The following is a 19,044-nucleotide window of genomic DNA, read 5'->3' on the forward strand; positions in this document are numbered from 1 at the left end:
TGTTGCCTTATATGTTACCGGTGGACGCGCGCGTGGCCTCGATCCATACTCTCTCAGGTTGCATACAGTGCAAGTTACAATCATGGATACACAGCCGCAGTCATTCGTTCCGCCTCATCCGACGCCGCGCACCCACATTCCGACACGTCTGGAAGTCATCCGCACGGTCATGCGCAACCCGCTCGAACTGTGGGGCGAGCCATCCTACACGCTGCCCTACATCACCGCGAAGTTTCTCAACGAGACGACGCTGATCTGCAACCATCCGGAGCTGATCCGCCACGTCCTGGTCGACAACAACAGGAATTACCGGATGGCGCGGGTGCGCCAGCTTATCCTGCGGCCGATCCTGCAGGACGGGTTGCTGACGGCGGAAGGCGATACGTGGAAGCGGTCGCGCAAGGCGATGGCGCCGGTGTTCACGCCGCGCCACATCCAGGGCTTCGCCGACATGATGAAAGCGCGGGTCGCGACGTTCCTGGAGCGTTACCGCGAGGGAGCGGGCCAGATTCACGATGTCGGCCACGACATGACCGAACTGACCTACGAGGTGCTGGCCACCACGCTGTTTTCCGACGAGATCGCCAGCGACGGGCACGATTTCGCCGACGACGTGGACAAGCTCCTGTCGACGATGGGCAAGGTGAGCCCGCTCGATCTCCTCAAGGCGCCGGAATGGCTGCCGCGATTCCAGCGAATCCGCGGCCGCACGGTTCTCCGGAAATTCCGGAAAGTGGTGCGCGATACGATGTCCGCACGGCGCGAGCGCATGGATACCGATCCGGACTCGGTGCCCAACGACTTCCTGAAACTGCTGCTCGATGCCGAGGGACCGGATGGGCTGACCGCCGACGAGGTCGAGGACAATCTCATAACCTTCATCGGTGCGGGCCACGAAACGACCGCCCGCGCGCTCGGCTGGACGCTCTATCTGCTCGCCAATGCGCCGCACGAACGGGCGCTGGTGGAAGACGAGATCGAGGCGGTGCTGGCCGACGATCCGCCTGCGGTCGAATGGCTCGACAAGATGCCCAAGACGCGCGCCGCATTCGAGGAGGCGATGCGGCTTTACCCGCCCGCGCCGTCCATCAACCGCGAGGCGATCGAGGACGAGACGTTCACCTTCAAGGATGGCTCGAAGGCGGAGATACGGAAAGGCACGACCGTGCTGGTGATGCCTTGGGTGCTGCATCGGCACCGGCTCTATTGGGAAAATCCGAATGCTTTCCAGCCGTCGCGCTTCTGGCCCGAGCACCGCGGCGAAATCGACCGGTTTCAATATCTGCCGTTCGGCGCCGGACCCCGCATCTGCATCGGCGCGACATTCGCGCTGCAGGAAGCGGTCATCGCACTGGCGCTTTTGCTGAAGCAATTCCGTTTCGAGCCGACTCCGGGCCTTGCGCCGTGGCCGGTGCAGAAACTTACCGTGCAGGCCCAGAACGGTCTGCCGATGCGGGTGATGAAGCGGTGATGCGCAACCATCCGAAACAAGAAACTAGCGTTTGCCGTACGGTTTCCATTCGGGCATGAGCAGGTCCAGGTAACCGTATTCGGGCAAACAGACACGTCATGACGCTTTCACTGGGGATCGATACCGGCGGTACCTACACCGACGCGGTTCTTCACGACGAGAACCGCGGTGTCGTCGCCAAGGCCAAGGCGCTAACGACGCGCCACGATCTGGCGATCGGCATCGGGGCCGCGATGGACGAGGTGCTCGCGCAAGGGGGCCTCGATGCGGGCGCGATCGGCCTCGTTTCGATCTCGACAACGCTTGCCACGAACGCGCTCGTCGAGGGTCAGGGCGGACGGATCGCATTGGTGATGATCGGATTCGGCGAATCCGACCTCGACAAGGCGGGCCTTCGCGCGGCGCTCGGCGGCGATCCCGTGATCTTCCTTCCCGGCGGTCACGACGCTCATGGGCGGGCGGCGGCGCTCAATCTGTCGGCCCTCGAAGCAAGGCTCGACGGACTTGCAAATGACGTCTCCGCCTTCGCCATTGCGGGCTATTTCGCCGTGCGCAACCCCGAACACGAGGTCGCCGTGCGCGACCTTATTCGCGCGCGGGCCGGATTGCCGGTCACTGCCAGCCATGAACTGTCGGCCAAGCTGGACGGCCCGCGCCGGGCGCTGACGACGGTTCTCAATGCGCGCCTGATATCGATGATCGACCGGCTGATCGACGCCGCAGAGAACCGGATGAGCGGTATGGGGATCGCCGCGCCGCTGATGGTGGTGCGCGGCGACGGATCGCTGGTCTCGGCGTCGTTCGCGCGGCTCCGGCCGATCGAGACTATCCTGTCGGGACCGGCAGCAAGCATCGTCGGCGCGAGGCATCTGGCCGGGGAGAACAACGCGATCGTCGCCGATATCGGCGGTACGACCACCGACATCGCGATCCTCGAGGGCGGCCTGCCGCGCATCGACCCGCAGGGGGCGACCGTCGGTGGATACCGAACCATGGTGGACGCGGTGGCGATGCGCACCTTCGGGCTCGGCGGCGACAGCGAAGTGTCGCTGCAGCCGGGCGTGCTCATCCCCGAGATCAAGCTCGGTCCGCGTCGGGTCGTGCCGCTATCCCTCATGGCAGACCTCGACGTATCCGTAATCGCTGAACTGCAGCGGCAGAGCCGGGTTTCAATCCCGGCGCGCAACGAGGGGCGATTCGCCATGCGCGCCGGAATCCCCGATCGGCTGGCAGCCGGCCTGTCGCGTTCGGAGGCCGATCTGTTTTCCCGCATCGACGAACGTGCGAGGCCGCTCGACACAGTGCTGACGTCGAACGCGGAACTGGCCACACTCGACCGCCTCGCCGCACGCGGGCTCGTGCTTCTCGCCGGTATCACGCCTTCCGACGCCCAGCATGTCACGGGCCGGTTCACGCACTGGAACCGCGAAGCGGCCGTGCTCGGGGCGACCTTGTTCGCACGCCGCAGAGACGGATATGGCAACTCGATCGCAACGGATCCGGAAGCGATCAGCAGGCGGGTGATCGACAGGCTCGTCCGGCTCTCAGCCGAGCGGGTGCTGGAAACGGCACTGAGCGAAGACGGACTGGATGGCGCCGCGTTGTCACTTTCGCCGCTCGCGCGCCGCGCCATCGACAGGCCGGACGGGATTGCGCAACTGATGCTTTCGTTCGACCGGCCGCTGATCGGACTCGGCGCGGGAGCAAGCGCGTACTATCCCCCCGCCGGCGACCTGCTCAACGCGACGACCGTGATCCCCGACCATGCCGATGTCGCCAACGCGATCGGCGCGGTCGTCGGACAGGTGCGGATCTCCGTCACGGCCGACGTTGCGGAACGAGAGGAGGGCGTGTTCGAAATCACCGGGGCAATGCTGGACGGACGTGCCGGGAAGATATTTCCCTCCGCGGATCAGGCGATGACGGCAGCGGGAGAGGCATGCCGCGCTGCCGCGACCGAGCAGGCCGCGCTGGCGGGCGCAGGCGAAGTGCAGGTGACGCTCAAGCGCGACATCCGGAGTGCGACCATAGAGGACCGGTCGCGCTTCATTTCGGCGACAGTGACCGCGACCGCCTCGGGACGTCCCGCTACAGCACCCTGACCTCCGGTCGGAGGGTGATCCGAACGCGGGCACCGGCGATCGTTTCCCGTCCGGAGAAGAACCTAATCGTTCTTGCCGCGTTGACAGGCAAAGAGGGTCCATGCTTTGCGCTCGGGCAAAACAAACGCGGAGACTGATGCATGGCCAATACCGTAGCGATTGACGGTCTGACGATCGACAAGGGCCTTCACGACTTCATTACGGACACCGCGATGCCGGGCACCGGTGTCGACGCCGAGGCATTCTGGAAAGACTTCGCGGCAATCGTGCACGATCTTGCGCCGAAGAACCGCGCGCTTCTTGCCAGGCGGGCCGAGCTGCAAGAGAAGATCGACGCCTGGTATCGGGAGAAGCGCGACGCCCATTATTCGATGAACGAATACAAGTCTTTCCTGACCGAGATCGGATATCTGGTGCCGGAAGGCGGTGACTTTTCCGTGTCGACTCAAGATGTCGATCCCGAAATCGCCAAGGTGGCGGGACCACAGCTGGTCGTGCCGATCATGAACGCCCGCTTCGCGCTCAACGCGGCAAATGCCCGGTGGGGCTCGCTCTATGACGCGCTTTACGGCACCGATGCGCTCGGCGATCTGCCCGAGGGCAAGGATTTCGACACGGCGCGTGGGGAACGGGTCATCGCGTGGGCGCGCAATTTCCTGAATGAAAGCGCGCCGCTGGCCGGCGCCGACTGGCGCGATGCGGCCGGCTTTTCCGTCGAAGGCGGAATCCTCGCCGTCGCGCTATCCAGCGGCCAGACGGTGGGCCTGGCCGATCCGTCGCAATTTGCCGGATACAAGGGTGAGATCTTTGCACCCAGAGCCGTCCTGCTGGAGAAAAACGGCCTGCATCTCGGCATCACCGTCGATCGCCAGCACCAGATCGGCAAGTCCGATCCCGCCGGTATCGCCGACATTGTGCTGGAGTCGGCGCTGACAACCATCATGGATTGCGAGGATTCGGTCGCCGCTGTCGATGCCGAAGACAAGACGCTGGTCTACCGCAACTGGCTCGGCCTGATGAAGGGCGATCTGGAGGAGAGCTTCCGGAAGGGCGGCGAGACCGTCACGCGCAAACTCAATTCCGACTGGACCTATAACGCGCCCGACGGATCGGAAGCGACCCTCAAGGGGCGCTCGCTGATGCTCATCCGCAACGTGGGGCACCTGATGACCAACCCCGCCGCGCACGACAGGGACGGAAACGAGGTTCCGGAAGGCATCATGGATGCGATGATGACCGCGCTGATCGCCCTGCATGACATCGGTCCGGAGGGTCGCCGCGCCAATTCGCAGGCCGGTTCGATGTATATCGTCAAGCCGAAAATGCACGGCCCCGAGGAAGTGGCATTCGCCGTCGAACTGTTCTGCCGCGTCGAGGATGCGCTGGGCATGGCGCGAAACACCATCAAGATGGGGATCATGGACGAGGAGCGGCGCACCACCGCCAATCTCAAGGAGTGCATTCGCGCCGCAAAGGAACGCGTCGTGTTCATCAATACCGGTTTCCTCGACCGCACCGGCGACGAAATCCACACGTCAATGGAAGCCGGCCCGATGATCCGCAAGGGCGACATGAAGGCCGCGGCATGGATCCAGGCGTATGAGAACTGGAATGTCGATATCGGACTGGAATGCGGCCTCGCCGGCCACGCGCAGATCGGCAAGGGAATGTGGGCGATGCCCGACATGATGGAAGCAATGCTGGAGCAGAAGATCGGCCATCCGAAGGCCGGGGCCAACACAGCCTGGGTGCCGTCCCCCACGGCGGCAACGCTGCACGCTACGCACTACCACAAGGTGAACGTGCACGCCGTTCAAAACGAGCTCAAGTCACGCGAGAGGGCAAAACTCGATGACATTCTCTCGGTGCCGGTTGCGCCGCGTCCGAACTGGACGCCTGACGACATCCAGCGCGAGCTCGACAACAATGCGCAGGGCATTCTCGGCTACGTGGTGCGCTGGGTCGGCCAGGGCGTCGGATGCTCCAAGGTTCCGGACATCAACGATGTCGGTCTGATGGAAGACCGCGCGACATTGCGTATTTCCTCGCAGCACATGGCCAACTGGCTGCACCACGGCGTGGTGAGCGAGGCGCAGATTGTGGAAACGATGAAACGGATGGCGAAGATCGTCGACCGGCAAAACGAGGGCGATCCGGCATACGAGCCGATGGCTGTCGATTTCGACGGCTCGATTCCCTTCCAGGCCGCCCTCGATCTGGTTCTCAAGGGCCGCGAACAGCCATCCGGCTATACCGAACCGGTGCTCCACAGGCGACGGCTCGAACTAAAGGCAAAAGACCGGTCGGCCTGAGCCCTCACCCGCCAGCCCTGCGAATGGTCCGGGGATAAGTCCGCGGACCTACTGATCGTGGATTTCAAGCGGCGAACGATGCCGGGCGGCCGAAGTGAGGGCGTGCAATTCAAGCCAACGAGTGTCACACACAACAAGTACATATTTCACAGAGTGTGATGATCCTTCTCGGGAACGTCTCTAGGCGCGCCTTCGTTTAGCGGGCCGAGGGACAAACACCAAAAGGAGACCTCTGATGAAAAAGCTTTTGATAGCAACGACTTCGACACTCGCTTTGTCGATGGCGGCTATGTCCGCCCATGCCCAGACCACCGCCTTGGACGCAAATGCAAAGGCTGAGGCAGAGACAAACTGCACAGTCGCATCGCCTTGTGAAAATGACGGTGAGAAGCTGGTTGGCGGAACCGCCGGAGCCGGCGTCGGAGCGGTCGCTGGTGCCGCGATCGGCGGGCCGGTTGGTGCCGTGATCGGCGGGTTCGCTGGCGCCATTATCGGGGCCGAAGCCGCCGTGCCGGACACGGTCGTGGAATATGTCGTCGCCAATCCCGTCGAGCCGGTCGTCCTCGATGCAGAGGTGCGCGAGGGCGTGATCATTCCGGAAACGGTGCAGATCCAGCAGGTGCCCGATAACCCGGAATACGGCTATGTCTACGTGGACGGCCGTCCGGTCATCGTGAAATACGATGCCCGTAAAGTGGTCTACTCCCCGGGATATGTCGTTCCGGACACAGTAGTGACCTATGTTCAGAAAAATCCGATCGATGCGGTGAACGTCGACGTGACGCTGGGCGCGACGCTCCCGACCGACATTGAGATCATTCCGGTGCCGGACACGCCCGCCTATGGCTATGTCTACACGGACGGCGGTCCGGTTTTGGTCCAGTCCAAGACGCGCACGGTTGTCTGGGTTGCCGGGTAATCCCGACCATTTTCATGCCAAGGCCGCCCGAAACGGGCGGCCTTTTTTCCAAATCAACTACGGCCTTACATAGCTCCAACCCTGCTCCTGAAGCTCCATCAGGCGTACCACTCCCGACTGAACCATGACGGTCTCCGGCAACAAGGGGACCTCCTTGCCGGCCTTCTTGCTCATCGCCGCATGGGTGTTTCCGCAGGCGGAGAATTGCATGTTCTCCATCTCGAGAGACATGGCCGAGATGCGGTCCTTCACCGGACTGTCCTCGGTGTACATCTTGAGGCCGGGCCCGTAGGCGACGATCTCGATCATCACCTCCTCGCCCTTCGCATCGTAATAAGCTTTGACGTTCTGGGCGTTGTTCAGGGCCAGATTCATCACCGCCGGATCATTCTGGTCAACATGGAGCGCAAGTTTGTGCGGTTCGGCCGCGAGCGCGCCGGACATAGTCATAAGCACCGCCGCAACGGCGGCCAATAAAACCCGAATTCTCATCTGGACTTCCTCCCTTTTGAACTCACGAGTCGTCGCATGCATACATGCGCTTTCGTCTATGTAAAGCGGCTTCGACGCTCGCGCACCTTACTGCAGACATTGTTTCCATATCTCTGAGCAGCCTGATACGGTCGAACGGCGAGCGTCGCGGAAACGTGAAGATTGGGCTAGGCGACGCACAGGATCTCGGCTATTCATACACTATTCATCTACTACGGGAGGAACGGGATGATCGGTTCAAACCTACTGAGAACGGCTTCGGCCGCAGCGCTTGGGTTCGCCATTCTTGCAGGTGGCGTCACCGCGGCATTCAGCGCCGAGATCACGCTGCGCGCCACGGCGAACTCGAACGAGAACGATGAGGACTATGACGGTCTCATCGTGTTCAAGGATTATGTCGAGAAGGCTTCAAACGGCGCGGTCGAGGTCGAACTGTTCATCGGCACGCAGCTTTGCTCGAAGGGGGACGAGTGCCTGCAGGGCATCGCCGATGGTTCGATCGACATCTATATCTCCACGTCCGGCGGCGCGGCGGGCGCGTTTCCCTATGTGCAGGTGCTGGACCTTCCCTATCTTCTTTCCGACGACCGCATTGCAGAGGAAGTGCTTTCGGAAGGTAGTTTCACGCGCGCTCTGCGCGAAAGGATCCTGGCGGATTCGGGCGGCAAGATCCGCCTTATGACGATCGGCAATACCGGCGGGTGGCGCAACTTCGCCAATACCCAGAAGCGCGTTCAGAAACCCGAGGATCTGGCCGGCCTCAAGATCCGCACGGTCGTTGCCGATCTGCCGCAGGAACTCGTCAAGGCGCTTGGCGCGTCGCCCACGCCCATCCCCTGGCCGGAACTCTTCACCTCGTTTCAGACTGGCGTAGTTGAAGGCTCCAAGAACGGCATCACCGACATCATGGGGATGAAGTTCACCGATGCCGGGCTGAAGTATCTGACGCTGGACGGCCACGCCTATATGGGCGCGCTCTGGTACATGAACAACGACCGCTTCATGGAGATGGACGAGAACATGCGCCGCGTCATCGTCGACGGTTTCGCGGCTCTTCAGCAGGCGACATTCGCCTCGCCGAAACGCAAGTCGATCCAGGCGTTCCAGGACTTTGCCGCCGCCGGCGGCGACCTTTACGTGCCGACGCCGGAGGAAAAGGAGGCCTTTAAGGAGGCTGCCGCGCCGGTCTATGACTGGTTCAAGGCCAACATCCGGGACGGCGAGGCGGTCTACGACGCCCTCGTCGAAGCTGCCGCAGCCGCTGACGAAAAGATCAGCGGCAGCGCAGCGCTGGACATCAAGTAGTCGTCAGTCGAGCGCAAGCGAACAGGCCGCCTCCGGGCGGCCTTTTTCGTTGCGCGAGCGGCTCCGTCTCTCCTCCCGCGTCGATTGAATTCGAAATCACGGCAAGTTTACGAACAATTGCGCGATCTTTTCCACTCCTGCCGCTAACATTCGGCCCGGGGCGCACATAGATGGGTCGGAACGACGAGCCCAGCGAGGACCGATGATGATGTTTTGCCCGGAACCGTGCGTAGCACACCACCCTCTCGCGCCTCGCGACGCAGGCGTCAAACCCGGACATCGCCCGCGGCTGTATGTGGTGCCAGAGAGGCTCAACCCGGACTTCCTTTTGCTTCAGGAGCGGGCCTCGGCCATCGCCGAGGCACTGGAGAGGGGCCGTCTCGACCTGGTCGACCAGATCGTCGCCAACACAGCGACCAACCGCTAGACCGGCATGGACAGCTTCGACACGGATCTTCCCGCATCCTACGCGCTTGCCGACTGGCGCCGGAGAATCGGCGATCTCTACCGCGATATCCGCGCGATAGATGACGCTGAGGCGGCTTGGCGGTTCTGGCGGCTGACGCGCATGGAGATGTTCCGGAGCCATCCGATGTCGCCAGTCTCCCCGGAGACTCGAGCCAAATTCGCGGCGATCCCGGTCTATGCCTACGATCCGGATCTGCGTTTTACAGTCGGGCTTCGCGACGCCGAGGGCGACGCGCTGGATTTCGACCTTGGCGCGGATGGCGAAATGCGCGCCACGCCCCTGGCCCTGACGGACGGGCTGAAGCCCGTGCTTGGTAGCGAATTGACTCTCTACTGGATCGGCGGATATGGCGGCGGGTTGTTCCTGCCGTTCAAAGATGCGACGGCGGGTACGGAGACCTATGGTGGCGGCCGCTATCTGCTCGACGCGATCAAGGGCGCCGATCTCGGCCCGGCCCGGGACGGAGGAGGCATCGTGCTCGACTTCAACTTCGCCTACAATCCGTCCTGTGCAGTCAATCCGGCCTATGTCTGCCCGTTGTCACCACCGGAGAACACGCTGCCAGAGGCAGTGCGCGGCGGCGAAAAGGATCCGGATTTTGCCAGTTAGCGGAACGGATAGAGCCAGACCTTGTAATCGTTGACCAGTGCGATCGCCGCGTCGACCTGTTCGGGGCTCATCTTCTTAACCACTTCCTCCTGGCTTACCGCCGCATCGGGATCGCCGCCGATCGCCGACAAGGTATACCAGAGATAGGCGCGGACAAGATCAGGCGCCGGAAGCCCGCGGCCGACCTCGTAGTACCAGCCGAGGCCCGACTGTGCGCCAGGATGGCCCTTCATCGAAGACCGCAGATACCATTCGAAGGCGCGGCGGTCGTCACGCTCGACGCCGAGCCCCATTGCATACATCACTCCGATCAGTTCCTCGGCGTCGGCATTGCCTGACCGTGCCAGCGGCTCCAGAGCCATGCGGGCTTCGGCAAAGCGGCTGGCCTCCATCATGTCGCGCGCCCGTTCCAGCGCAGAATTAGCGAAGGCCGGTGGCGTCAGCGCCAGAACCGCGGTCACAACAGGGGCAGCGAGCGAAAGCTTGAACGATCTTGTCATCGGGGCGACCGGTTGTCAGATTGGATCGTGCGGAAGACTGACAAGCCCGGCGTTCAAGTCAAGCTTCGCCGGCGCCCAAGGGATACACGGAGATCATGCAGCGCGCCCTCACGCCATTCGTCACGGCCGTCCTGCTCGCTCTCACGCCGATGGCGGCGGCGGAAACGACGGTGGCGTTGCCCGAGCCACTCGACCCGGGCGGGTTCCAGGCCTTCGACGAGAAACGCGCCGAACTGGGACGGCTGCTCTTCTATGACAAGGTGCTCTCCGGCAACCGCAATATTTCCTGCGGGACATGCCACAACCACGATCACGGATCGAGCGACGGCCTGTCGCTGGGCGTGGGCGAGGGCGGCATAGGCCTTGGTCCGGACCGACGGATACCGAAAGGTCGTGATCATCCGCTCAAGCGAGTGCCGCGCAACGCGAACGCCCTCTTTAATCTCGGCCATGAGGATTTCCGCGTGCTGTTTCATGATGGACGAGCGTCGCTGGAGGATGCCTATGGTAACGGCTTCAACACCCCTGCCGAGGAATGGCTGCCAAACGGGCTTACCTCGATAACCGCCGCGCAGGCGATGTTTCCGCTAACATCGACGGTGGAAATGGCCGGCAATGCCGACGAAAACGACATCGGCGCGGCGCGGCGCGAACGGATCGACCATGTTTGGCCCAAGATCGCACAACGGGTCGCGGCCATTCCCGAATACGTCGCGCGGTTCCGAAGAGCCTATGACAACATTGAAACCCCCGGCGACATTGAGATGATTCACATCGCCAATGCGATCGGTGATTTCATCATCGGAGAGTGGCGGAGTGACGACAGCCCGTTCGATCGCCATCTTCGCGGTGCGCAAAATGCGCTGACCGAGGTGCAGCTGGCAGGACTTGTGCTCTTTTACGGCAAAGCCGGCTGCGCGCGGTGCCATTCCGGACCGCTGCTGACGGATCAGAAATTTCATGCGCTGGCGCTCCCTCCCCTCGGCCCCGGTCGCACCCGCTCATTCGACCCGTTTCCCCGCGATGTCGGACGGATGGCGGAGACCGACCGTCTCGAGGATGCCTACCGTTTCCGCACGCCAAGCCTGCGCAACGTGGCCGAAACCGGACCGTATGGTCACAACGGGGCCTACGCCGATCTCGAAGGGATCGTGCGTCACCACCTCGATCCGCTGACGGCGCTCAACACATGGGACAGGAGCCAGACCGTGCTGCCGGCATCCGACCGGTTCGCGGCAACGGATTTCGTGATCTGGGAGGACACGCGCGAGATGGCCCGCCTGCGGGCGCGCGTCGACATCGAACCGATCGAGCTGACCGACCGCGAAGTCAACGCGCTCGTGGCCTTCCTCAAAGGACTCAGCGATCCGGCCGCGCTAAGGGGGCGTCTCGGAAAGCCCGAGGTGGTGCCTAGCGGCCTGCCTATCGACTAGCGGGAGCCGTGGGGACCACCCGATTCATTCATAATTGATATATCTCTACTTGCACGACGAACCGCACAGGGATAATGCGCTTGATCGAACAGGTCCGGGGGGACGAAGCGAGCATGTCATTGCGTTATGCTGTCATAGGCACCGGCATGATGGGGCAGGAGCACATCCGCAACATCGCTCTCTTGCCGGATACCGAGATCGTTGCGATTGCCGATCCGCACGAAGAAATGCGCTCGTCCGGAGCTCTGCTGGCGGCTCAAAGCGGTTTTTCCGGTGTTCATGTGTTCAGCGATCATCGCGAAATCCTTTCCTCGGGAATTGCCGACGCGATCGTCGTAGCCAGCCCGAACGACACCCACCGGGAGATGATGGACGGCCTGCTCGCGACACGGCTGCCGATCCTACTGGAAAAGCCGTCCTGCACGACAGCGGAGGATGCCTGGGCGATCGCCAGGAAGGCCAACGGTCGCGAAGCGCCCGTATGGGTGGCGATGGAGTACCGGTACATGCCGCCGGTCGCCCGGCTGGCGGAGGAGGTTCGGAAGGGCACGGCGGGCATCTTGAAAATGCTCTCAATCGTCGAGCACCGGTATCCCTTTCTGAGGAAGATCGACAACTGGAACCGGTTCTCGGCCCGCTCCGGGGGGACCATGATCGAGAAGTGCTGCCATTTCTTCGATCTCATGCGACTGATCACGGAAAGCGAGCCGGTCAGGGTTTTCGGATCGGGCGCACAGGATGTGAACCACCTCGACGAATCGCACCATGACGGCACGGCGGACGTGCTCGACAATGCCTTCGTGATCGTCGATTTCGCCAACGGCATGCGGGCATCGCTAGATCTCTGCATGTTCGCCGAGGGCTCGTACTTCCAGGAGCGGGTGTCGGTGGTCGGCGATGCCGGAAAAATCGAAACCGTCGTTCCGGGACCGGCTCGCTTCTGGCCGGGCGGGGCCGAACGCGCGTCCGAAATCATCATCTCACCGCGCGCCGACAAGACGCCGAAGCGGGAGGCGGTGCATGTCGACGAGCATCTGCTACGGGCGGGCGATCACCACGGAGGCACCTATTTCCAGCATCTCAAGTTCAACGCCATCGTCCGCGAGGGCGGCATGCCGGAGGTAAGCTTGCATGACGGCGCGATGGCGGTAGAAATGGGCGCGGCTGCCGAGCGGTCCATCCGCGAAGGCATAGTCGTCCACCTTGAGGACCGGGCTTGAGGAACTCCAGAAAGTTAGCGAATGTATTTATGCTGCGGCGATAGTCTTTTCGATCTCTTCTCCGGCCCATCGACCGATCCCCACGGAATAACCCTCGACGGACATGTCGGCGGCTCGCCGCTGAACGTCGCGCTCGGCCTTTCGCGCATGGGCAATCACTCGCGGTTCCTCACCCGCGTCTCCACCGACATGTTCGGGCGACGCATCGCCGCCTTCATGAAGGAGAACGGCATCGATGATAGTCCCTGCGTCGAGACATCCCAGAACACGACGCTGGCGGTGATCGGTCTGAAAGACGACAACAGCGCCGATTACGTTTTCTACACGAGCGATACCGCCGACTGTTCAGTGACGGTCGACGATCTGCCGACGACGCTCGATCCGGACATCCGCGTGGTTCATTTCGGCTCCTATTCCACCGTAATCGAGCCCACGGCAACCGCTCTTGCCACTTTGGCGGTACAGGCCGCTGCGGACCGGTTCGTTTCCTACGATCCGAATTTGCGTATCATGGTGGAACCCGACGTCGACCTGTGGCGCGAACGGGTAACCGCGCTCTCCAAGGTTGCCGCATTCGTGAAGGCAAGCGACGAGGACGTGCTGCTGCTCCATCCCGGAAAGAAGCCCGACATTTTCGCCTCCGAGGCGATCTCGAATGGCGCTGACCTTGTCTGCATCACTTTGGGCAGCGGCGGAGCGCTTGCCTTCTCAGCCGACGGGCGCGAGATCCGGGTGCCGGGCGTCTCGGTAGACGTGGCCGATACGGTCGGCGCGGGCGATACGTTTCAAGCGGCGTGTCTGCACTGGCTCGGTGCCGAGGGTCTGGCCCACAAGGGTGAAGCACGCCGCGCAGATCTCGAGGCCATGGCGCGTTTCGCGGTCAACGCCGCCGCACTAACTTGCAGCCGGCGCGGCGCCGACCTGCCGACGCTCGCCGATATCCAAGCCTTCGCCACCTCGTGATGTCGAATTGCGCTGCCGCAGCGGTTCCATCCAGCCATGAAGCACACTAAGAACGATCCATAACAGGTTTCGGTTCTGATTCTCATGCTGCTGTTCCATCATCCGATGTCGGCGTCGTCCCGGTTCGTCCGCCTAGTCCTGAGCGAATATGGCGAGACGCCGGAATTGCAGCTGGAACAACCTTGGGACCGGCGTCCCGAATTCATGCAGATGAACCCTGCCGGCACTCTTCCCGTCATGACCGGCGAGGCAAATTCGGCAATCGTCGGGGCGTTCGCGATCTCCGAATATCTCGACGAAACGCGCGGACCGATAATGCGCGGGCGGAGGCTGATGCCCGACACGCCGCCGGGGCGGGCCGAGGTTCGCCGATTGATCGACTGGTTCCTAGTAAAGACCGAAGCCGACGTCACACGGGCTCTCGTGCGCGAACGGGTCTTCAAAGTACAGATGTCCCCCGCGCAAGGCGGCGGCGCCCCGGATTCCGCCGTGCTGCGCGCGGCCCGAGCCAATATACGGCAGCACATGCGCTATCTCGGCTGGCTCGCCCAAAGCCGCGACTGGCTCGCCGGAGACGGGCAGACATATGCCGATCTCGCAGCCGCCGCGACCGTCAGCGTGCTCGATTATCTCGGGGAGATCGACTGGAATGCGGAGCCTGCGGCGCGCGACTGGTATCAGCGAATGAAGTCCAGACCGTCCTTCCGCGACATACTTTCCGACCGCGTGCGCGGCCTGCCGCCTGTGTCGCATTACAGCGATCTGGACTTCTAGACGTTCGTGGCTGTTGCCCGAAGCCATCTCCCGTGTGCATGCTGACGAAATGAATGGGACCAAGGCAAAGGAGGCCCTGCTTGCCGATCTCCGCAGCGAGGGCTTTTCCGGCGCGAGCGTAACGGCACCGGGCGCCATTCCCCAAGTCCCGGCCCGGCTGCGTGCCTTCCTCGACGCGGGGCGGCACGGGACGATGGACTGGATGCCCGAGACCGAGGCGCGGCGCGGAGATCCAAGGATGCTTTGGCCGGAAGCGAGATCGGTCGTGATGGCCGCCTTCAACTATGCGCCGGAGCCCGGCAACGATCCGCTTGCGGCGGTCGGGCACAAGGACCGTGCGACGATTTCCGTCTATGCGCAAAACCGCGATTACCACGAGATCGTCAAGGGCAAGCTGAAACAGGCCGCGGGGCGTTTCGCGGCCAGGACGGGCGCACAGGTCAAGGTTTTCGTCGACACCGCCCCGTTGATGGAGAAGCCGCTTGCGGAAGCCGCGGGGCTCGGCTGGCAGGGCAAGCACACGAATCTCGTCAGCCGGAGGCTCGGGTCATGGTTCTTCCTCGGGTCCATCTTCACCGATCTCGAACTGCCCGCCGACGCGCCGGAAAGGGACCATTGCGGTTCCTGCAGGGCCTGTCTCGACACCTGCCCGACAGACGCTTTCCCGGCGCCATACCAGCTCGATGCACGGCGATGTATCTCGTACCTGACGATAGAGCACAAAGGCTCGATTCCGCACGAATTCCGAACGGCGATGGGTAACCGGATCTATGGCTGCGACGACTGTCTCGCTGTGTGTCCGTGGAACAAGTTCGCTCACGAGGCGCGGGAAGCCAAGCTGCGCGCCCGCGACGACCTGAAAAGCCCTAGCCTCGAGTCGCTGCTGCAACTCGATGATGCTTCTTTCCGGACGTATTTTTCCGGATCCCCGATCAAGCGGATCGGCCGCAACCGATTCCTCCGCAACGTGCTGATCGCCGCCGGCAACAGCGGCGACACGGCGCTCGTGGCCGAGGTCCGGCGGCTCCTGAGCGATGCCGATCCGATTGTGCGGGGCGCAGCGGTCTGGGCATATGGACGCTTGGCAGGGCCGGAAAGCTTGCAGGCGGCGCGTGACCGGCATCTGCAAAACGAATGCGACGAGGGCGTACGCGCGGAATGGCATGGAACCGGAACCGGCAAGGAAAGCGAAGTGACGCATGTCTGACATTCCTTTCCAGGCCTTCATTTTCGGTGCCGGGTTTTCCGGTCGAGCTTACGGCCGGCTGGTGGCGGAGAAAGATCTTCCCGTGGACGGCACGACGAGATCGGAAGAGAAAGCCGGAGCGCTATTGGAGGACGGAATCACGCCGCATGTCTTCGACGGCCAACTGACCCCCGAGATCGATACCGTGCTCATGGCGACCACGCATCTGGTCATCTCGATTGCACCGGAGGAGGGTGGCGACCCGGTATTGTCAGCGCTGGGCAGGCATCTTTCCGTCCTCCCCCGCCTCGAATGGATAGCCTATCTTTCTACTGTCGGCGTCTACGGCAACCATGACGGGGGCTGGGTCGACGAGGAAGCCGAATGTCGCCCCGTCTCCAAGCGCTCGATCCAGCGGATTGAGGCTGAAAATGCCTGGCGCGAGGCCGCCAGAATTGCAGAAAAACCGCTTGCCATTCTTCGGCTTTCCGGCATCTACGGGCCTGGGCGCAACGCCCTGACGAACCTGGCGGAGGGGCGGGCGCGCAGGCTGATCAAGCCCGGGCAGGTGTTCAACCGCATCCATGTGGACGACATCGCGCGGGCGCTGGTTTTCCTTGGCGACAGCCGAAAAGGCGGCGTTTTCAACATTACCGACGACGAACCGGCGCCGCCGCAGGATGTTGTCGAATACGCAGCTTCTTTAATGAAAGTTGATCCCCCGCCGGAACTCGACTTCGAGACCGCCACACTTTCGCCCATGGCGCGCTCCTTTTACGGGGAAAACAAGCGTGTCTCTAACGCGCGGGTGAAACAGGCCGGTTTCACCTTCACCCACAGCGATTTCCGGAGGGGTCTGGACAGGATGTGGGCGGACGGAAGCTGGCGCAAACTTTCGGGGTAAGACCATTGAAATCGATATTCTTCGGCACGGCCATCCCGGCCGCGACGGCAATTGCGTTCGCTATTTCCATCACTCAACCGGTCGGCGCACATGAAGTCGACCAATGCGGGAAGGCTTCGTGGTACGCGCTTCATTCGCAAACCGCCTCCGGCGAAATGATGAATCCGGCGGCTATGACCGCCGCGCACCGCAGCCTCCCGTTCGGAACGAAGGTGAAAGTCACGAACGAGCGGACCGGAAAATCCGTCGTCGTGCGGATCAATGACCGCGGTCCCTTCATCAAGGGCCGGATCATTGATCTGTCGAAAGCCGCCGCCGGCCATATCGGGATGGTGAAGTCGGGCCACGCGCCGGTGTGTATCGCCGGAGTCGCCTAAGTCCGCCAGTTCCTAGACATCCGTCTCGTCACGAACGCCGTTCACGGCGTCGAGAGCGCGCTCCAGATACATGTCGCGGTCATAGATATCCGGGAAATACTCCATCGTTCCGTCGGGGGTCGGCCAGGCGGTGAAGTAGGCGACAAAGACCGGAATCTTCTGCTCGAGGTTCTCGACCGACTCCGATCCGCCGATCCGGGACGAAATGTAGGCGGTGTCCTTGCCGAGCACGGCTGCCGCCATCTCGCGGGGCTGCTGCAATCTCACACAGCCGTGGCTGAGTGCACGCTCGTCGCGCTCGAACAGGTTCCGTGACGGGGTGTCGTGCATGTAAATCGCGTGTTTGTTGGGAAACAAGATCTTCAGATTGCCCAACGCGTTGTCGGGGCCCGGCTTTTGCCGGACGTTGTAGGGCACCGGTCCCGCATATTTCCACCAATCGATGTTGGCGGAGGCAATGCGCTTCCCGGACCTCGATGTGACGACATATCCATTGCGGTCGAGATAGGACGGGTCGCGGTGCAGTTTCGGCAGCATCTCGTTGACAATAATCGACTGCGGCACACCCCAGTAGGGATTGTAGACGACCATTTCGATCTCGTCGTGGAAGAAGCTGGTCTGGTTCGACTTCTTGCCGACGATGGTGCGCATCGACAGCGTATCCTGAAAGTTCTCGGAATAGGTCGCGCGGTAGGCCGGCTGGTTGATGAAGACGTGACGCGATCCGAATTTTTCCGGATGCCAGCGCAGCCGCTCAAGTGCCAATTCCACGCGCCGAATCTTTTGCGATTGGCTGACGTCGGATAGATAGCGCAGTGTGTTCTTGCCGATAATGCCGTCCGGTACGAGACCATTGTCGCGCTGGAAATCCTTAACGAGGGCCACGATGTTCTCGTCGAAGGCCAAACCGCCGAGATATTCGGCGAACGTGGCCGCATGTTTTGCACGGGTCTCGGGCGCCGCCTTGCGGTCAAGCGCTTTCATGATCGTGGGCAATTCTTCTTCAGTCTGGCCCGGCTTCACGAACGTACCCTCGGGGATGACGATTTCCTCGATGTCCATCGAGCGAAGTTTCGCCAGTTCGCCCTGCAGCATGCGGTAGGCAGGATGCTGCGGCTCAAGCGTCTTGAGATAGAGGACCGGATCGTCGGCCTTGGCCAACCGGCGTAGCGCCTCTTCCGGAGTCAGGCGTTTGCGCGGAAAGTCGTGATAGCCGCTCAGCTTGTTGGGATTGACCACGCCATCGCGCAGATCAAGGGCGTAGCGCACGGCGCGTGCCGTCAACTCGATTTCGAACTCCAGAAGCTCAGCGGCGCGGGCGGCCGGAGCATTCATCGAAAAGCCGTCGGGCGGAACGGCAATCCCGTATTGGGAAGCATCAAGTCCGTGGGCGTCCGCGTCGTCCAGGACGGCAGCGAGAGCCCGAGCCCCGGACGTCGCCGCCGTGCCGCGAGACCACAGGAACTTCGGATTTTCGGCGTAATGAGCCTTCAGCGCTGCAGCGATCTCCTTCTCGATCGACAACCGGGTTTCCGGCATGAGACGAAGCGCCTCCGCGAACCGGCGCATCTCAAATTCAAGGTTGGGCTCCAGTGCACCCGATGCGTCGGTCTCGGGCAAAAGCGATGCCATGGTGACAATGGAAAGCGGGGCTGCCTTATAAGAATAGTATTTCGGCCCCGAGATCTGCTGGATCTTGCGGGGTGCGGGCGCCTTTCGAGGCGTCGAAGGCACCCGGACCACGCGTTGAGACGGGAGCTGCCGCTTGCGGTAGCGGGGCCTCTCCGCCTGCTTATAGCGGGGCCGCTCCGCCCGATTCTTGTTGAACAGCAATTCGATCAGGGTTCCTTGAGCCAGAACCGGCGACGAAACCATGGGGGCGGACGTGAACGCGATGGCGGAAGCCAGCGCGAAACTCATAACGCGTGTAATTCTCACTATATGCTCCGCATTGCTCTGATATCGCCCCTGGCTGAACCATAACTGAGCGGGGATGGTTTATAAAGCG

At 62.3% G+C, this 19,044-nt stretch carries 17 protein-coding genes; 14 read left to right on the forward strand and 3 right to left on the reverse strand.

From position 1 onward, the window contains the following. Nucleotides 1-82: 82 nt before the first annotated feature. From LC298_RS03305 to LC298_RS03320, 4 genes are all read left to right on the forward strand, one after another. A complete protein-coding gene (locus tag LC298_RS03305) occupies nt 83-1,471 on the forward strand; it encodes a cytochrome P450 (protein ID WP_131564705.1) in 1,389 nt (462 codons plus the stop codon). Between the two features lie 98 nt (nt 1,472-1,569). After that, nucleotides 1,570-3,573, forward strand: coding sequence for a hydantoinase/oxoprolinase N-terminal domain-containing protein (locus LC298_RS03310; protein WP_131564703.1), 2,004 nt, complete (start codon nt 1,570-1,572; stop codon nt 3,571-3,573). Between the two features lie 140 nt (nt 3,574-3,713). Next, nucleotides 3,714-5,885, forward strand: coding sequence for a malate synthase G (locus LC298_RS03315; RefSeq protein ID WP_131564701.1), 2,172 nt, complete (start codon nt 3,714-3,716; stop codon nt 5,883-5,885). A 235-nt stretch (nt 5,886-6,120) separates the two neighbouring features. Beyond that, the gene (locus LC298_RS03320) at nt 6,121-6,804 is read left to right on the forward strand and encodes a DUF1236 domain-containing protein (protein ID WP_131564699.1); all 684 of its coding nucleotides are present in this window, start codon (nt 6,121-6,123) and stop codon (nt 6,802-6,804) included. 57 nt (nt 6,805-6,861) lie between these two features. Here the strand turns inward: LC298_RS03320 and LC298_RS03325 are convergent, their stop codons facing one another. Further along, nucleotides 6,862-7,296 (reverse strand): DsrE family protein, encoded by a 435-nt coding sequence (locus LC298_RS03325; RefSeq protein ID WP_131564697.1) that lies wholly within the window; start codon nt 7,294-7,296, stop codon nt 6,862-6,864. Nucleotides 7,297-7,524: 228 nt separating this feature from the next. Between LC298_RS03325 and LC298_RS03330 the strand changes: the two genes are divergently transcribed. From LC298_RS03330 to LC298_RS03335, 3 genes are all read left to right on the forward strand, one after another. Beyond that, a complete protein-coding gene (locus LC298_RS03330) occupies nt 7,525-8,601 on the forward strand; it encodes a TRAP transporter substrate-binding protein (protein ID WP_131564695.1) in 1,077 nt (358 codons plus the stop codon). Nucleotides 8,602-8,899: 298 nt separating this feature from the next. Then, entirely contained in the window at nt 8,900-9,028 is a 129-nt protein-coding gene (locus tag LC298_RS17975; protein WP_263289010.1) for a hypothetical protein, read from the forward strand. Nucleotides 9,029-9,034: 6 nt separating this feature from the next. After that, nucleotides 9,035-9,679, forward strand: a complete 645-nt coding sequence (locus LC298_RS03335) for a DUF1684 domain-containing protein (protein WP_131564693.1) — start codon at nt 9,035-9,037, stop codon at nt 9,677-9,679. Here LC298_RS03335 and LC298_RS03340 read toward each other — a convergent pair. Then, nucleotides 9,676-10,179, reverse strand: a complete 504-nt coding sequence (locus tag LC298_RS03340; RefSeq protein ID WP_131564691.1) for a tetratricopeptide repeat protein — start codon at nt 10,177-10,179, stop codon at nt 9,676-9,678. The genes LC298_RS03335 and LC298_RS03340 overlap by 4 nt on opposite strands. Before the next feature lie 95 nt (nt 10,180-10,274). Between LC298_RS03340 and LC298_RS03345 the strand changes: the two genes are divergently transcribed. From LC298_RS03345 to LC298_RS03375, 7 genes are all read left to right on the forward strand, one after another. Continuing rightward, nucleotides 10,275-11,612 (forward strand): cytochrome-c peroxidase, encoded by a 1,338-nt coding sequence (locus LC298_RS03345; protein WP_131564689.1) that lies wholly within the window; start codon nt 10,275-10,277, stop codon nt 11,610-11,612. 113 nt (nt 11,613-11,725) lie between these two features. Beyond that, nucleotides 11,726-12,832, forward strand: coding sequence for a Gfo/Idh/MocA family protein (locus tag LC298_RS03350; RefSeq protein ID WP_131564687.1), 1,107 nt, complete (start codon nt 11,726-11,728; stop codon nt 12,830-12,832). A gap of 21 nt (nt 12,833-12,853) precedes the next feature. Next, nucleotides 12,854-13,795 (forward strand): carbohydrate kinase family protein, encoded by a 942-nt coding sequence (locus LC298_RS03355; RefSeq protein ID WP_131564685.1) that lies wholly within the window; start codon nt 12,854-12,856, stop codon nt 13,793-13,795. A gap of 84 nt (nt 13,796-13,879) precedes the next feature. Next, entirely contained in the window at nt 13,880-14,569 is a 690-nt protein-coding gene (locus LC298_RS03360) for a glutathione S-transferase family protein (RefSeq protein ID WP_131564683.1), read from the forward strand. 49 nt (nt 14,570-14,618) lie between these two features. Beyond that, nucleotides 14,619-15,776 (forward strand): tRNA epoxyqueuosine(34) reductase QueG, encoded by a 1,158-nt coding sequence (gene queG, locus LC298_RS03365; protein ID WP_131564681.1) that lies wholly within the window; start codon nt 14,619-14,621, stop codon nt 15,774-15,776. Further along, complete coding sequence (locus tag LC298_RS03370) at nt 15,769-16,659, forward strand: SDR family oxidoreductase (RefSeq protein WP_131564679.1); 891 nt, start codon at nt 15,769-15,771, stop codon at nt 16,657-16,659. Before queG ends, LC298_RS03370 begins: the two co-directional genes overlap by 8 nt. 50 nt (nt 16,660-16,709) lie before the next feature. Beyond that, nucleotides 16,710-17,036 (forward strand): septal ring lytic transglycosylase RlpA family protein, encoded by a 327-nt coding sequence (locus tag LC298_RS03375; protein WP_223385545.1) that lies wholly within the window; start codon nt 16,710-16,712, stop codon nt 17,034-17,036. A 12-nt stretch (nt 17,037-17,048) separates the two neighbouring features. Here the strand turns inward: LC298_RS03375 and LC298_RS03380 are convergent, their stop codons facing one another. Then, nucleotides 17,049-18,974 carry a L,D-transpeptidase family protein gene (locus tag LC298_RS03380; protein WP_131564677.1) on the reverse strand — a complete coding sequence of 642 codons (1,926 nt, stop codon included), beginning with the start codon at nt 18,972-18,974 and terminating at the stop codon, nt 17,049-17,051. Between the last annotated feature and the right edge of the window lie 70 nt (nt 18,975-19,044).

It is taken from the genome of Oricola cellulosilytica, from assembly GCF_019966575.1.
GTDB lineage: Bacteria > Pseudomonadota > Alphaproteobacteria > Rhizobiales > Rhizobiaceae > Oricola > Oricola cellulosilytica.

Bases quoted from the DNA above. Each gene is read 5' to 3' on its own strand.
- LC298_RS03305 (WP_131564705.1), top strand. From the start codon at position 83: ATGGATACACAGCCGCAGTCATTCGTTCCGCCTCATCCGACGCCGCGC.
- LC298_RS03355 (WP_131564685.1), top strand. From the start codon at position 12,854: ATGTATTTATGCTGCGGCGATAGTCTTTTCGATCTCTTCTCCGGCCCA.
- LC298_RS03330 (WP_131564695.1), top strand. From the start codon at position 7,525: ATGATCGGTTCAAACCTACTGAGAACGGCTTCGGCCGCAGCGCTTGGG.
- LC298_RS03335 (WP_131564693.1), top strand. From the start codon at position 9,035: ATGGACAGCTTCGACACGGATCTTCCCGCATCCTACGCGCTTGCCGAC.
- LC298_RS03320 (WP_131564699.1), top strand. From the start codon at position 6,121: ATGAAAAAGCTTTTGATAGCAACGACTTCGACACTCGCTTTGTCGATG.
- LC298_RS03310 (WP_131564703.1), top strand. From the start codon at position 1,570: ATGACGCTTTCACTGGGGATCGATACCGGCGGTACCTACACCGACGCG.
- LC298_RS03360 (WP_131564683.1), top strand. From the start codon at position 13,880: ATGCTGCTGTTCCATCATCCGATGTCGGCGTCGTCCCGGTTCGTCCGC.
- LC298_RS03350 (WP_131564687.1), top strand. From the start codon at position 11,726: ATGTCATTGCGTTATGCTGTCATAGGCACCGGCATGATGGGGCAGGAG.
- LC298_RS03325 (WP_131564697.1), bottom strand. From the start codon at position 7,296: ATGAGAATTCGGGTTTTATTGGCCGCCGTTGCGGCGGTGCTTATGACT.
- LC298_RS03370 (WP_131564679.1), top strand. From the start codon at position 15,769: ATGTCTGACATTCCTTTCCAGGCCTTCATTTTCGGTGCCGGGTTTTCC.
- LC298_RS03345 (WP_131564689.1), top strand. From the start codon at position 10,275: ATGCAGCGCGCCCTCACGCCATTCGTCACGGCCGTCCTGCTCGCTCTC.
- queG (WP_131564681.1), top strand. From the start codon at position 14,619: ATGAATGGGACCAAGGCAAAGGAGGCCCTGCTTGCCGATCTCCGCAGC.
- LC298_RS03315 (WP_131564701.1), top strand. From the start codon at position 3,714: ATGGCCAATACCGTAGCGATTGACGGTCTGACGATCGACAAGGGCCTT.
- LC298_RS03340 (WP_131564691.1), bottom strand. From the start codon at position 10,179: ATGACAAGATCGTTCAAGCTTTCGCTCGCTGCCCCTGTTGTGACCGCG.